The 15,370-nt window shown below is 48.1% G+C and carries 14 protein-coding genes; all 14 read left to right on the forward strand.

What is annotated here, in order from left to right:
- The first annotated feature begins 23 nt into the window (after positions 1 to 23).
- The 14 genes from ftsL to AC4E8B_RS09310 all read left to right on the forward strand — a co-directional run bounded on the left by ftsL (position 24) and on the right by AC4E8B_RS09310 (position 15,341).
- Positions 24 to 383 carry a cell division protein FtsL gene (ftsL, locus tag AC4E8B_RS09245; protein WP_490218405.1) on the forward strand — a complete coding sequence of 120 codons (360 nt, stop codon included), beginning with the start codon at positions 24 to 26 and terminating at the stop codon, positions 381 to 383.
- Positions 380 to 2,620, forward strand: a complete 2,241-nt coding sequence (locus AC4E8B_RS09250) for a penicillin-binding protein (protein WP_490218407.1) — start codon at positions 380 to 382, stop codon at positions 2,618 to 2,620. The genes ftsL and AC4E8B_RS09250 overlap by 4 nt, the downstream gene beginning before the upstream one ends.
- 95 nt (positions 2,621 to 2,715) lie before the next feature.
- The gene (locus tag AC4E8B_RS09255; protein ID WP_490218408.1) at positions 2,716 to 4,632 is read left to right on the forward strand and encodes a stage V sporulation protein D; all 1,917 of its coding nucleotides are present in this window, start codon (positions 2,716 to 2,718) and stop codon (positions 4,630 to 4,632) included.
- A 319-nt stretch (positions 4,633 to 4,951) separates the two neighbouring features.
- Positions 4,952 to 6,412 (forward strand): UDP-N-acetylmuramoyl-L-alanyl-D-glutamate--2,6-diaminopimelate ligase, encoded by a 1,461-nt coding sequence (locus AC4E8B_RS09260; protein WP_490218409.1) that lies wholly within the window; start codon positions 4,952 to 4,954, stop codon positions 6,410 to 6,412.
- Positions 6,413 to 6,499: 87 nt separating this feature from the next.
- Positions 6,500 to 6,649, forward strand: a complete 150-nt coding sequence (locus tag AC4E8B_RS09265; RefSeq protein WP_490218411.1) for a hypothetical protein — start codon at positions 6,500 to 6,502, stop codon at positions 6,647 to 6,649.
- A 1-nt stretch (position 6,650) separates the two neighbouring features.
- Entirely contained in the window at positions 6,651 to 7,625 is a 975-nt protein-coding gene (gene mraY / locus AC4E8B_RS09270) for a phospho-N-acetylmuramoyl-pentapeptide-transferase (RefSeq protein WP_490218413.1), read from the forward strand.
- Positions 7,626 to 8,978, forward strand: coding sequence for a UDP-N-acetylmuramoyl-L-alanine--D-glutamate ligase (gene murD, locus AC4E8B_RS09275; protein ID WP_490218415.1), 1,353 nt, complete (start codon positions 7,626 to 7,628; stop codon positions 8,976 to 8,978).
- Positions 8,979 to 9,087: 109 nt separating this feature from the next.
- A complete protein-coding gene (gene spoVE, locus AC4E8B_RS09280; protein WP_148973840.1) occupies positions 9,088 to 10,188 on the forward strand; it encodes a stage V sporulation protein E in 1,101 nt (366 codons plus the stop codon).
- A gap of 284 nt (positions 10,189 to 10,472) precedes the next feature.
- Positions 10,473 to 11,576, forward strand: coding sequence for an undecaprenyldiphospho-muramoylpentapeptide beta-N-acetylglucosaminyltransferase (murG, locus tag AC4E8B_RS09285; RefSeq protein WP_490218417.1), 1,104 nt, complete (start codon positions 10,473 to 10,475; stop codon positions 11,574 to 11,576).
- A 54-nt stretch (positions 11,577 to 11,630) separates the two neighbouring features.
- Positions 11,631 to 12,539 (forward strand): UDP-N-acetylmuramate dehydrogenase, encoded by a 909-nt coding sequence (murB, locus tag AC4E8B_RS09290; protein ID WP_490218419.1) that lies wholly within the window; start codon positions 11,631 to 11,633, stop codon positions 12,537 to 12,539.
- Between the two features lie 200 nt (positions 12,540 to 12,739).
- On the forward strand, positions 12,740 to 13,525 hold the full coding sequence (locus tag AC4E8B_RS09295; protein ID WP_490218421.1) for a cell division protein FtsQ/DivIB: 786 nt from the start codon (positions 12,740 to 12,742) through the stop codon (positions 13,523 to 13,525).
- Entirely contained in the window at positions 13,494 to 14,204 is a 711-nt protein-coding gene (locus tag AC4E8B_RS09300) for a DUF881 domain-containing protein (RefSeq protein WP_490218423.1), read from the forward strand. Before AC4E8B_RS09295 ends, AC4E8B_RS09300 begins: the two co-directional genes overlap by 32 nt.
- A gap of 46 nt (positions 14,205 to 14,250) precedes the next feature.
- A complete protein-coding gene (locus tag AC4E8B_RS09305; RefSeq protein WP_490219592.1) occupies positions 14,251 to 14,982 on the forward strand; it encodes a DUF881 domain-containing protein in 732 nt (243 codons plus the stop codon).
- Entirely contained in the window at positions 14,982 to 15,341 is a 360-nt protein-coding gene (locus AC4E8B_RS09310; protein ID WP_490218425.1) for a small basic family protein, read from the forward strand. Before AC4E8B_RS09305 ends, AC4E8B_RS09310 begins: the two co-directional genes overlap by 1 nt.
- Positions 15,342 to 15,370 lie beyond the last annotated feature (29 nt).

Genomic DNA, 15,370 nt, shown 5'->3' on the forward strand with positions numbered 1-15,370 from the left:
TAAATGATCACAGGAGGGATAAAATGAGCAACTTGGCAAGGAAAATGCAGCAGGAGGAAGTACAGCAGCACAAGACAGCTGTAAAGGTGAAGAAGGTTAGGATAAAGAACCTGTGGCTCTCTCCCGGCGAAAAAATAATGGGTGTCGTTTTTGGGGCCATTGTCTGTTTTGGAGCTGTTCACATCATTTCAAACCAGGCGGCCATTTATGAAATGAACAAAGATATCCAGGACATCCAATTTTCGATTCAGGGCAAGGAAAAATCAAATCGCGAGCTTGAAATGCAAATCAGCGAGCTTAGTACATACGAGCGCATATTTGAAAAAGCAAAATCTCTTGGTCTGACACTCAATGAAAATGTCAGAGGTGTACAGGATAAATGATGAAGAAACAGCCAAATATCAATTATGGAGCAGCGATATTATTTGTAATATTCAGCCTGCTCTTTTTTGTCTTGCTGTACAGATTTGTGTCTATCCAGATAACAGGAGAAGCTGGCGGGCAGCCCCTTGCAGCAAAAGCGGAGCAGAAATATACCAATGAACGCGTCCTTGAGGCGAAAAGGGGAACCATCTATGACCGGGGCGGCGATGTGGTAGCAGAAGATGCAAGCTCATTTACGCTGGTTGCCATCCTTGACAAAGAAATGACCGTCAATAAGAAGAAGCCCAAGCATGTAGTAGACATAGATAAAACGGCGGAGGAGCTTTCCAAGCTGATTGATATGGAAGAATCCGAGATTAAGAAGGTACTGTCAAAACCTAAAGATCAAGTGGAGTTTGGGACGGCAGGCCGCAATATTTCAAATTCGCTTAAGAGGGAAATCGAGGACCTGAAGCTTCCGGGAATCTCTTTCCGCCCGGAAATCAAGCGATTCTACCCAAATGGAATGTTCGCATCCCACCTGGTAGGATATGTTGAAAAACCGGAAGAAGCTGATCAGGATGAACCGGACAGAACGCCGGCAGTGGGAAGGCTTGGAATAGAAAAAAGCCTGAACACCGTCCTGAGCGGCATCAATGGGAAGGTTACCTATGAAAAAGATCACTGGGGATATCTTCTCCCGGGGACTGACGAAAAGGTTAAACCGGCCAAGGATGGAAATGATGTTTATCTGACGATTGATAAAAAAATCCAGACATTCCTGGAAGACAGCATGAACAGTGTCCAGAAAGAATATAATCCGAAGAAAATGGTTGCGATCGTGGCTGACCCTAAGACTGGGGACATCCTCGCCATGTCGCAGCGGCCGTCCTTCCATCCCCAGACAAGGGAAGGTCTTGAGGACGATTGGTATAATGAGGCAATCGAGATTTCTTTTGAACCTGGTTCGACCATGAAGATTTTTACGCTGGCATCTGCGATAGAAGAAGGGCAGTTCAATCCTAATGCCTGGTATGAGTCAGGAACATATGTGGTGGACAAGGGATCAAGGCCGGTCCGGGACCATAACTATGGACGCGGCTGGGGTTCAATCACCTATCTTGAAGGGGTGCAGCGTTCTTCTAACGTCGCATTTGCAAAAATTGCCAAAGAGCAGCTTGGCTTTGACGCTTTCAGGGAGTATCTGACCAGGTTTGGGTTTGATAATCCTACCGGGATAGACCTTCCTAGTGAAACAAGTGCTAAGTTCGCCTATCAGTATCCGATTGAAAAGGCAAACACTGCTTTCGGACAGGGGACGGCCGTCACGCCGATCCAGCAGATCCAGGCAGCAACCGCCATTGCCAATAAAGGACAGATGATGAAGCCCCATGTGATTGACAAAATCGTAAATTCAGCTACGGGAGAAGTGATCAAGGATACAAAGCCAGAAGCCGCAGGAAAGCCGATTTCGGAAAAAACGGCAAAGGAAGTCCTTGATATACTTGAAACAGTGGTTTCATCAGAGAAAGGGACAGGCTATAAAAAATATAATCTGGAAGGCTATAAAGTTGCCGGGAAAACCGGGACCGCACAGATTCCGGGATCAGGCGGATATTTGACCGGGCCTGAGAACTATGTTTTCTCTTTTATGGGCATGGCCCCGGCGGAAAATCCGGAGCTGGTCATGTACGTGGCAGTCCAGCAGCCGCAAATCGATGATTATGTAAAAGGTTCTCTGCCTGTATCGCAGATCTTCAAGCCGGTCATGCAGAACAGCCTCCAATATTTGAATATCGAACCTTCGAAGCAGACGAAGGTCGAAGCTAAAGAGGTTCCAGATGTAGCAGGCCTTTCTGCAGATGCAGCTGCCAAAAAGCTGAGCGGCGCCGGGTTTGTGCCAGCGGTGATCGGGAAAGGCGGCAAAATTACAGGACAGCTTCCCGAGCCGGGTGCCACCATCCTTGAAGGGGAACGGGTGGTCATCAAAACGGACGGAACTCTGAATGTGCCGGATATGCAGGGCTGGTCTATGAGGGATGTTATGAAGACAGCTAAAATTGCAGGCCTGAAGCTGAATACAGTAGGCAGCGGCTTTGCGGTGAAGCAGAATCTTTCCCCGGGGTCACCAGTTAAGGAAGGCGAATATTTGATTGTGGACTTTGAAACTCCGCTAGAGCAGTACAGCCGGTCCGGAAAAGAAGAGGACACTGCTGCCGGCGGGGAAGATAGTGCAGAAGAGGAAGTCAAAGATTAGCAGGATTAAGGCGCACCGCTTAAGGCGGTGCGTTCTATTTGTATTGGTACAAGCATATAGTTGAACGAGCCATAATTGAAGGAGGTTCGTTTTTCATGCGCGTATCAAATGTTACCGTAAGGAAACGGTTGACTATTGCATTATTGGCAGGCATACTCATCTTTTTCATCATTGATATCCGGCTTGGATATGTCCAGTTTTTCCTTGGCAGCATGCTGACGGATGAAGCTAAAGAGCTGTGGAGCCGCGACATTCCGTTTGAGCCGGAAAGGGGAGAAATTGTCGACCGCAATGGTGTGGCTTTGGCAACCAATGTCAGTGCTCCGACCGTTTATGTAGTTCCAAGGCAAGTCAAAGATCCGGATGATACGGCAGAGAAGCTGGCAGCCATATTGAACATGTCAAAAGAGAAGGCTTTCCAGCTCATCACCAAGAAAGAGTCAAGTGTAAAAATCCCTGAGGGCAGGAAAATCTCCCACGAAAAAGCAACAGAAATCAGGGCAGAGGGATTGGACGGGGTCTATATTGCAGAAGATTCAAAGCGGCATTACCCTTTTGGCAATTATCTATCCCATGTGCTCGGATTTGCGGGGATAGACAACCAGGGGCTGATGGGGCTGGAGCTTTATTATGACAAAGAGCTTAAGGGAGAGAAAGGCTCTGTCAAATTTTATGCAAATGCAAAAGGGCAGCGGATGAACGACATGGCAGATGATTATAAGGCGCCGGTCGATGGGATGGACCTGATGCTGACGATCGACTCGAAGGTGCAGACGATCGTCGAGAGAGAGCTGGATATTGCAGAGGCGGCCTATAATCCGGACGGCATCATTGCGATTGCCATGAACCCAAATACAGGAGAAGTGCTCGCTATGTCAAGCAGGCCGGATTTTGATCCTGCCAATTTCCGGAATGTCGCACCGGATGTTTACAACCGGAACCTTCCAGTCTGGAGCTCATATGAGCCGGGCTCCACTTTTAAAATCATCACTCTTGCAGCTGCCCTTGAAGAGGGGAAGGTCGACCTTGCCAAAGATCATTTTCATGATCCGGGCTTTACCGAGGTAGGGGGCGCGAGGCTGCGATGCTGGAAAAGAGGGGGACATGGAAGCCAATCATTCCTGGAAGTCGTGCAGAATTCATGCAACCCGGGCTTTGTAGAATTGGGAGAAAGGCTTGGGAAGGAAACACTGTTCAAATATATTAAAGACTTTGGCTTTGGCACGAAAACAGGCATAGACCTTCAGGGGGAATCAAAAGGGATTTTGTTCAACCTCGATAATGTCGGTCCTGTCGAGCAGGCGACCACTGCTTTCGGACAGGGTGTTTCCGTTACGCCGATCCAGCAGGTTGCCGCGATATCAGCAGCCGTCAATGGCGGGACATTGTATACACCTTTTATAGCAAAAGAGCTGATTGATCCTGTTTCAGGCGAAATTGTGATGAGGAAAACCCCAGAGGCAAAGAGGAAGGTCATATCAGAGGAAACTTCCAAGGAAATCCGCCTGGCGCTTGAAAGTGTAGTAGCACAGGGATCCGGGAAAAAAGCGTTCGTCGACGGATACAGGGTCGGCGGCAAAACCGGAACCGCCCAAAAGGCGGAAAACGGAAGATATCTCGAGAACAATCACATTGTTTCCTTTATAGGCTTTGCCCCTGCGGACGATCCCGAGCTTGTTGTTTATGTGGCAGTGGATAATCCTAAGGGCACGATCCAGTTTGGAGGGGTTGTCGCTGCGCCGATTGTCGGGAGTATCATGGGGGACAGCCTTAGGGCAATGGGAGTTGAACCGAGGAAAGATCAGCTTGAAAAAGAACTGACATGGCTGGATACACCGATGGTTGAGGTTCCGGATCTGGTTGGCATCACAAAAAAAGAGCTCGGCGAATTGCTTGTCAACCTGAAGATAGACGGCAGCGGGGAGGGTGAAACAGTCGTCAGGCAAACCCCGCAGCCTGGTGTGAAACTGAAAGAAGGCTCTACAATCAGGCTGTATTTTGATGACAAATAAGAGCAGAAAGCGGGCGGCCGGAATGCGCTGCCCGTTTTGTTTGATAAGAAGTAAATGGGAATTCCCGCATCCCTGTTGGGCAAAGGAAGTTTTTCTTTAAATTTTCATTACTAAATGGCTAAAACAAGAATAATCATGTAAAATATAAGTCGCCATGCAGGAATAATTGTGGCTGGGAGCTTTAGGGAAAGCATACAGCAGCTTTTTTTCATCTTACAATATATGCAGACCCGCTGCGTGGGCGACTGAGCAAAACGGCAGGGGATAATGCAGGCTTATACTGCCTGTCTTTCCTGCGGAATGAGAGGAATGGGTTCAATTGAAATTACATACACTGCTTCATTATCTCCATCCTTTTAAACCATTCGGTGGAGATAATCCTGAAATTGTGTCTTTAGAAAATGATAGCAGGCAAGTGAAAAAAGGGAGCCTGTTTATCTGCATCGAGGGCTATACTGTTGATGGCCACAATTTTGCAGAAACAGCTGTCAAAAACGGTGCGGCGGCCGTTTTGGCTGAGAGGGAGCTTCCGCTGAATGTCCCTGTCATCATTGTCAAGGATACGGCAAGGGCCATGGCTGTACTGGCGGACGCTTTCTATGGCCAGCCGAGCCAGCAGCTGCATCTGATCGGAATCACCGGCACAAACGGAAAAACGACGACAAGCCATCTTATTGAAAAGATTTTGGCTGATGCCGGCAAAAGCACGGGCCTCATCGGGACAATGTACACAAAAGTCGCAGGCGAGACGCTTGAAACCAAGAATACGACGCCGGAAAGCCTAACATTGCAGAAAACCTTTGCTTCCATGGTCGAAAAGAAAGTGGAAGCAGCTGTCATGGAAGTAAGCTCCCACGCCCTTGATGAAGGGCGCGTCCATGGCTGTGATTTCAATGTGGCCGTTTTTACAAATCTGACACAGGACCATCTGGATTATCATAAAACGATGGACGAATACAGAAGAGCTAAAGGTTTGCTTTTTGCACAGCTTGGGAGCGCGTTCTACCACAATAAACCTAAATATGCTGTACTGAATGCCGATGATCCGGCAAGCGCTGAATACAGGAAATCGACTGCCGCGCAGATTCTGACCTACGGAATCGATCATGAAGCTGATTTGCGTGCCGTGCACATCCAGATGGATGCCAGAGGCACTTCGTTCGACCTTGTAAGCCCCTTTGGCATGCACCCTGTTGCCATGCAGATGATCGGCAAATTCAGTGTTTATAATGTGCTGGCTGCAATTGGTGCAGCTTTGGCTTCAGGTCTTGAGCTCGGAGCTATCCTGGAATCCATTTCAACTGTCAAAGGTGTCGCGGGCAGATTTGAAACAGTGGATGCCGGACAGGACTTTTCTGTGATTGTCGACTATGCGCATACCCCTGACAGTCTGGAAAATGCACTGGAAACGGTAAAAGAGTTTGCCGAGGGCAGGATTTTCGTCGTAGTTGGCTGCGGCGGTGACAGAGACAGGACAAAAAGGCCCCTTATGGCTAAAATCGCCTGCCGGCTTGCAACTGATGCGGTGTTTACATCTGATAATCCGAGAAGCGAGGATCCGGATGCAATCCTGAAAGATATGGCTGCTGGTGTCCCTGGTGCAAACTATACAATGATAGCCGACCGCAAAGAGGCAATCGCATACAGTGTAGGTGCTGCCGGCAAGGGGGATGTGATTCTCATAGCAGGCAAAGGGCATGAAACATACCAGCAGATCGGCGGGCAGACATTTGATTTTGACGACAGGACCGCAGCGAGAGAAGCTATAAGGAACAGATAAACAGGGCAGCAGCCGGGAAAGCTGCTGCTCCGCTGAACATATGATTTTCAATAAATAATAAATAGATATACTGAAAGGCTTTTGATCATGACGAATACTATCCAAACCAGCGGTGCTGCATGCGGCATGGCTGCCCATAACTACCATATGAAAGAAAATAAAAGTCTTAATGACAGGCTCACTACATATGATATTGCAGTAATGAATGAGCGGGCATTACAGGAAGGAGGGGAGTAAAATGGTGGAGCAGGCAATATTTCTGACAATCCTGATGGGTTTTTTAATAACAGTCCTACTATCTCCCATTTTCATCCCTTTCCTTAGAAGGCTGAAATTCGGCCAGAGCATCCGGGAGGAAGGCCCGCAGTCGCACCAGAAAAAAACGGGCACGCCGACGATGGGCGGAATCATGATTCTGCTTTCGGTCACCGTGACCACCCTGGTGATGTCCAGCAAGTTTGCAGAGCCTACAGCAGAGATATACATGGTCCTGCTGGTCACACTGGGCTTTGGGCTTCTCGGCTTTCTTGATGATTTCATCAAGGTGGCGCTAAAAAGGAATCTCGGCCTTACTTCAAAACAAAAACTGCTTGGCCAGATTATCATATCGCTCATTTTCTACTTTATTTTCCAGACAAATGAGTTTTCAACAGAGGTTTCCATTCCATTTACGGACCTGTCCATTGATTTGGGCTGGAGCTACGCACTGTTCATCATTTTCTGGCTTGTCGGCTTTTCCAATGCTGTCAATCTGACAGACGGCCTGGACGGACTTGTTTCCGGTACGGCAGCCATTGCGTTCGGGGCCTTTGCTGTACTGGCCTGGAATCAGTCCCAATTTGAAGTGTCGATCTTTTCGGTGGCTGTTGTCGGTGCCGTACTGGGCTTCCTGGTATTCAATGCCCATCCGGCAAAAGTATTCATGGGCGACACCGGTTCGCTTGCCCTGGGGGGAGCGATCGCGACTGTTGCCATCCTGACGAAGCTTGAAATCATCCTGATCATCATCGGCGGGGTGTTTGTCATTGAGACGCTTTCTGTTATCCTGCAGGTAATATCATTTAAAACAACTGGCAAGAGGATTTTCAAAATGAGTCCCCTTCACCATCATTATGAGCTAGTCGGCTGGTCAGAATGGCGCGTCGTCGTGACTTTCTGGACGGTCGGGCTCCTGTTTGCAATCCTGGGAATCTATATCGAGGTGTGGTTATAATTGAAGCAGATAAAAACTTACCGCCATAAAAAAATTCTTGTACTCGGACTCGCCAAGAGCGGAGTGAGTGCGGCCTCCCTGCTGCATAAGCTGGGGGCCTTCGTCACTGTGAACGATATGAAGCCTTTATCTGAAAATCCGGAAGCCCAGGGTTTGCTTGAGCAGGGGATCAAGGTTATATGCGGAGACCATCCGATTGAACTGCTTGATGAAGGATTTGAACTTATTGTCAAAAACCCGGGGATCCCTTATCATAACCCGATGGTAGAGGGGGCCGCACGGCTCGGGATTCCTGTAATCACTGAAGTGGAGCTTGCTTATCAGATTTCTGAAGCGCCATTTATCGCCATTACGGGCACGAACGGGAAGACGACCACAACAACCCTTGTCCATGAGATGCTGGAAGCGGGCGGAAAGTCGCCATTGATTGCCGGAAATATCGGGAAAGTTGCCACTGGCGTCGCAGAAGGTGCAAAGTCCGATGATACCATTGTCATTGAGCTGTCTTCTTTCCAGCTGATGGGGATAGAGGCCTTCAGGCCAAGAATCGCCATCCTTACAAATCTGTATGATGCCCATCTTGATTATCATGGGACAAGGCACGATTATTTCGGGGCAAAAGCCAATATTACAAAGAACCAGACAGAAGAAGACTACTTTATTATAAATGCAGACCAGGACGCGGTCGTTCAGCTGGCTGGAAAAAGCCGTGCGCGGATTGTGCCATTCTCTGTCAGCAGGGTTCTTGATGACGGGGCATGTGTAAAGGATGGCTGGATCTGTTTTAATGGGGAGCCTGTCATGAAGCGTGCGGATGCATCCCTTCCCGGCGGCCATAATCTTGAGAACATCCTTTCTTCGATTGCTGCCGCGAAGCTTTCAGGCGTGGATAATGAAGCGATTTTCAAGGTCATGTCCTCTTTTGCGGGTGTCAAACACAGGCTTCAGTATATTGGGGAAGTGGATGGCCGCAAATTCTACAATGATTCCAAGGCTACGAATATACTTGCTACTAAAAATGCCATTGCCGCTTTTGATGCTCCTGTCATACTGCTGGCCGGCGGCCTTGACCGGGGCAATGGGTTTGAAGAATTGATCCCTTCGCTCAGGCATGTAGAAACACTGATAACTTTTGGGCAGACGGCGGGGAAAATAGAAGAGGCAGGAAAACTGGCGGGAATAAAATCGATCAAGCGTGTCGATAATGTTGCTAGCGCCGTACCCGCCGCCTGCAGGCTTTCAAAGCCGGGCGATGTCATTCTCCTCTCGCCGGCTTGTGCAAGCTGGGACCAATACAAAACTTTTGAGGTCAGGGGAGACATTTTTATCGATGCGGTGCATAAGCTTAAATAAGGGCTTGTCCCGGGCGCTGACCGTCCGGGAGCGACTGCATCTTCATTGTGCTGCAAACTGGAATGCATGCTCATGCAGGCCCTAAAACTCGCATTCGAGGTGTATTCTGTTGCCCACAAAAAGATCTACTCCGGACTTTATATTGATTTTAGTTACGTTTACTCTGCTGGCAGTCGGCCTCATCATGGTTTACAGCGCCAGTGCCATTTGGGCAGAGTATAAGTTTGATGATTCCTTTTTCTTTGCGAAGAGGCAGATGCTCTTTGCAGCCGCAGGCATCATGGCCATGTTTTTTATCATGAATATCGATTATTGGACATGGAGGACCTGGGCCAAGGCAATTGTGATCATTTGCTTTGTCCTGCTGGTTCTCGTTCTGATTCCCGGGGTGGGAAATGTCAGGAATGGATCAAGGAGCTGGATAGGCGTCGGTGCCTTTTCCATACAGCCGTCCGAATTCATGAAGCTTGCGATGATTGCGTTTCTGGCTAAATACCTTTCTGAAAGGCAAAAGCTGATAACCTCCTTCCGCAAGGGGCTCGTTCCTTCCCTTGGCCTCGCGTTTCTGGCATTTGGGATGATTATGCTTCAGCCTGACCTTGGAACGGGTACCGTCATGATCGGGACCTGTGTGGTCATGATCTTTATCTCTGGTGCGAAGATAAGCCATTTTGCCGTTCTTGGGCTTATCGGCCTTGGCGGCTTTGCAGGGCTGGTGCTTTCCGCTCCATACAGGATGAAGCGGATCACATCATTCCTTGATCCATGGGAAGATCCGCTTGGGAGCGGGTTCCAGATCATCCAGTCATTATATGCGATAGGGCCAGGCGGGCTTTTTGGCCTTGGCCTGGGGGAGAGCCGGCAAAAGTTTTTTTATCTGCCTGAGCCCCAGACGGATTTTATATTTGCGATCCTTGCGGAAGAATTGGGCTTCATCGGCGGTTCTTTCGTGCTTTTATTGTTTTCGCTCCTCCTCTGGAGGGGGATCAGGATTGCATTGGGGGCACCTGATTTGTACGGCAGCTTCCTTGCCGTCGGAATCATTGCAATGGTGGCCATCCAGGTCATGATAAACATCGGGGTTGTTACCGGGCTGATGCCTGTAACGGGGATTACGCTCCCATTCCTCAGCTATGGCGGTTCATCCCTCACTCTGATGCTGATGGCAATCGGAGTCCTCCTGAATATAAGCCGGCATGCGAGATATTGACCCTGTTTCCGACAGGGTTTCTTTTTACTTTTCCAGGCTTGCTCTGTAAAAAGGAAGGTTCCCGGCTTCGGTGCGGCTTCAATAATCAGGATGACTATCCAAATTTTTTCAGGATTTTTATTACATTTGCATGACATTAATGTTATGGCTTATTAGAGCCGTTTAGATTATAGTAGAATGGGGTAAAGTGTGAGAGTGTTTTTTAAGGGAGACTTTGTGCTTCCACCCCATAGAGGCGATAAATGCCTCAGGTAATACCAACACTCTTCTTTGAGGTGAAAGTCATGAGAATTGCAGTCAGCGGAGGCGGTACAGGAGGACATATATATCCTGCACTCGCATTGATCAGAGAAATTCAAAAAGAGCATAAAGACACAGAGTTTTTATATATAGGCACTGAAAAAGGGCTTGAAAGCACTCTTGTAAAAAGAGAAGGCATCCCGTTCAAATCCATACATATCACAGGCTTCAAAAGAAAGCTTTCTTTCGAAAATATAAAAACTGTATTCAGATTCCTGAAAGGAACTGCTGACAGCAGGAAAATGCTGAAGGATTTCAAGGCAGACATCGTCATCGGCACCGGCGGCTATGTATGCGGCCCTGTTGTCTATGCAGCTGCCAAGCTTGGCATTCCCACAATCATACACGAGCAAAATAGTGTCCCGGGATTGACCAATAAATTCCTGAGCAGATATGTCGATAAAATAGCAGTCTGTTTTGAAGAAGCAAAAGAATTCTTTCCGTCCGATAAGGTCGTTCTGACCGGCAATCCCCGCGCCTCAGAAGTGATTGGCCAGGACCCGGTCAAAGGCAGGCTGTCAGCCGGGCTCAAGACAAACATCCCGTCTGTTTTGATTTTTGGCGGAAGCAGGGGCGCAAGGCCGATTAATGAAGCGGTTCTGAAATCGCTCGCCGAGCTGCAGGATAAGCCTTACCAGGTGCTGTATGTAACAGGAGAAGTGCACTTTGAGGAAGTAAGGAAAGAGGTAGAACTGGTCGGCAATCCGCCCAATGTGATCATAAAGCCGTTTATCCATAATATGCCGGAAGTATTGGCCGGCACGGACCTGACAGTTGCAAGGGCGGGAGCGACCACCCTTGCAGAGCTGACATCACTTGGAATTCCAAGCATACTGGTGCCAAGCCCCTATGTGACCAACAACCATCAGGAGAAAAATGCCAGGGCCCTGTCTGAAAACGGGGCAGCAGAACTGCTGCTTGAAAAAGAATTGTCCAGCAAGAAGCTTGTCGCTTCAATTGACGGTATTCTCCTTGATGAGAAGAAACTGAAGGATATGAAAAAAGCTGCCAGGGAATTGGGAATACCGGATGCGGCCAGAAGGCTGCACCGCGTCATGGAAGACCTTGTCCGTAAGAAGGGCCGGTAGCCCAAAGAGCTTAAAGGACATAAGATAGGAAAAAGAATGGAAAGGGAGGTATATATGGACGAATTGATCAGCAGGCTTAAAGATTTGCAGGTTGGAAAAGTGAAAGAACAAGAACCTTTGGCCAACCATACAACCATGAAAATAGGCGGACCCGCCGATTTGTTTGTAGAACCTTCGTCTATAGACAATTTCATTAAAACAATGGAGCTAATCCGCGAACATGGTATCAAGTGGAGAGTGATCGGCAGAGGATCGAATCTGCTTGTATCAGACAAAGGGATTGAGGGTGCCGTCATCAAGCTTGGCCCGGGATTGGATAAACTTGAAGTTGACGGTTCTGAGGTAACGGCAGGCGGGGGATTCTCTATCGTCAGCCTGTCCGTCCAGATCAGCCGGAAAGGCCTTTCCGGACTGGAATTTGCAAGCGGCATCCCCGGTTCGGTCGGCGGTGCGGTCTATATGAATGCAGGCGCCCACGGCTCCGATATTTCAAAGATCCTGAAAAAAGCTTTTGTGCTCTTCGAAGATGGAAAAATGGAATGGCTCACCAATGAGCAAATGAATTTTTCCTACCGCACTTCGGTTCTCCAGAAGGAGCGGCCCGGCATCGTGCTGGAGGCAGTATTCAGCCTGCAGGAAGGGGATAAGGAGAGCATTGTGGCGGAAATGCAGAAGAACAAGGATTACCGGAAAGAAACACAGCCTTATAATTATCCTTGTGCAGGAAGCATTTTCCGCAATCCGCTTCCGCATTATGCCGGCCAGCTGATTGAGGCGGCAGGTTTAAAAGGCCACAGCATCGGCGGTGCGAAGATTTCCGAGCTGCATGGAAATTTCATCGTTAATGCCGGCAGCGCGTCAGCTGAAGACGTTCTGGGGTTGATCCAGCATGTCAAAGATACTATATATTCCCAATTTAATGTAAAAATTGAGACAGAAGTGGAGATTATCGGCCGAAAGTAACAGGAAATTTTCCTTACTCCTGCCATTTATTGTGATATAATATTTCCTTAGAAATAACCTTTAAAAGCGGCAGATGCGTCACCGGCATCCGGTATGCCGGTGCCCACCTGTTTTCAGTCTGACGGAAACGTTATGCTGCCTGCCAGGCCTATAGGCTAATGGCATTATGCGGCTAAAGCTTTTATAGTGAGGTGAAGGTTATGGAGAAAGGGAACGTAGTCTCGCTGGAGGATCGAATTCCCAAACTGAAGCAGCAAAGAAGGAAAAAAGCGAACCGCAGGCTTATAGTATTATTGCTTTTATTCTTTTCTATGATTGTTTTTGTGATATATTTCCAGTCGCCTTTAAGCCGTGTAAAAGAGATCAGCATCAGCGGAAATCAGACATACACGACAGAAGAATTGATTGCCGTAAGCGGCCTTTCAAAGAAAACAAATATTTGGAAGGTTGATAAGGGGGCAGTTGAGGGTAGACTGAAAGAGCTGCCCGAAATCAGCGGGGCTGAAATAGAAGCGCGCCTGCCCAATACGGTTGAAATTAAGGTGGCTGAGCATAATCGCATTGCTTACATAGCGAAAGAAAAAAGCTTTTTGCCTGTACTTGAAAATGGAATGATACTTAGCAAACAGGAAATCACAGACATTCCAGTTAATGCACCGCTGCTGCTCGGCTTCAAGGAGGGGGATGTCCTTCTTGAGATGATCGACAGCCTGGAAAGCCTTCCGAAAGAGGTGCTGAACGCAATCTCGGAGATTCATTATTCTCCCAAAAAAACGGACGAGTATCATATTACTTTATATATGAATGACGGATTCGAAGTTAGTGCAACTTTGCGGAGCTTTTCAGAAAAGATGGCGCATTATCCATCAATCATCAGCCAGCTGGACCCTGGGGTCAGCGGCGTGATTGATCTGGAAGTAGGTTCTTACTTTAAAGCCTACGGTCCGGAAGGAGATGATAGCCGTGGAGAAGAAGGTGAAAGGTAAGCGGGTCGTCCTTTCACTGGTGCTCCTTGTTCTCGGCTATATGCTTTCATTTTCCTATCATTTTACAAAAAGTGAAAATGAGGAAGCAGACATGACAGGAAGCCAGTGGGAACGGGACTCTGCCCTGAGGAGCCAGCTCATCAGCATGGAAGAGCGCAACCGCAGGCTGCAAAAGGAACTGGACAGCAAACAGGGACAGGTCCTGCAGTTCGAAAAGGATTTATCAAAGGAAGCGCAGGTTTATTTCAACCTGGCAGAAGATGCAGAAAAATACAGGATGTATCTTGGGAAAGTCGCTGTCACGGGCAAAGGGGTGGAGGTCACTTTGGCTGATGGGGATTATAATCCCAGCGAGGCTAATGTAAACAGCTATATCGTCCATGAACACCATGTTTTCAAGGTCATCAATGAACTGTATATCTCCGGTGCTTCGGCTGTCGCGGTAAACGGCCAGCGGCTATCCCATGACTCCTATATTTTGTGCAATGGCCCTGTCATTGAAATTGATGGAAAGCAGCACCCGGCACCATTCGTCATTGAAGCAATCGGCGATCCGGAGGTTCTTTCTTCAGCGCTCAACCTTACTGGCGGAGTAAAGGATTCTCTGGTCAACGAGAATATCCAGTTCTCGCTGGAGGAAAAGGCAGAAGTCAATATGGAGCCCAATCTGGGTAATTAAATACGGCTGATCCACTTACGAAGCAGGAGAAAGTAAGGTGGAAATCGTGAAAAAAAATCAGATCATAAGCTTTACGGTTATTTCCGCTGTGGTCGGATTTATGATTGCAATACAGTTCCAATCCGTCAAAGAGCCGGTTGTGAGGGATACCCGCGACACATGGCAGCTTAGGGAGGACTTGCGGAAAGAACAGGAAATTCAGCTGAGGCTGATACGGGAAATCAGGTCAAATGAGCTGAAGCTTGCTCAATATGAAAATAAGCGGGAACAAAGCAAAGAACAGGTGCTGAAGGAAACGCTCGGTGAGCTCAAAGAAGAAGCAGGCCTTACGGAGGTCAAGGCTCCGGGTGTCAAAATCCTGATAGAGCCTGCTGTTGAAGAAGCACTCCTGGGCAATGCACCAGGTGATGTATCGCCTGATATGCTTAAAAGGCTGGTCAATGAGCTGAATATGTTTGATGCTGAGCAAATATCGATTGACGGGCACAGGATCATTAATACGACCGTCATCCGCGATATTAATGGCGAAACCAAAATCGATGGCCATGCCATCAGTTCCTTGCCGATAGAAGTCAAAGCGGCCGCAGAGGATATGCAGTCAGCGCAAAAGCTTTATAATCAGATGCAGGTATCCAAATCGGCAGAAGAGTTCTTCGTCGAAAACCTCAGGATCACTATCCTGAAGCCGAAGGAGAATATAGTCATCCCTGCCTATCAGGACACAATCAGGGTAAAGAATATGGAACCTGCAGATTCTGAAAAAGGAGGCAGTTCTTAATGTGGCTTCCCGTACTGGGTTTGCTCATCGGGGCCGTACTGGGCCTTCTTACGGATTTCAGGATCCCCGATGAGTACGCCAATTATTTGTCGATTGCAGTGCTGGCAGCCCTTGACACCCTGTTTGGGGGCATCCGTGCCCACCTGCAGGATATATATGATGAGAAGGTATTTGTATCCGGCTTTTTCTTCAACATACTGCTGGCAGCATCTTTAGCTTTTCTGGGGGTTCATCTTGGTGTAGACTTGTATTTAGCCGCTGTTTTTGCGTTTGGAGTAAGGCTTTTCCAAAATATAGCGGTCATCCGGAGGATTATTCTGACCAAATGGTCTAACCGAGAAAAAGTAGAAAAAAGTTAAGATAGAATAAAGGGAAATATATTAGTTTT

The organism is Bacillus sp. SRL543 (assembly GCF_984799205.1).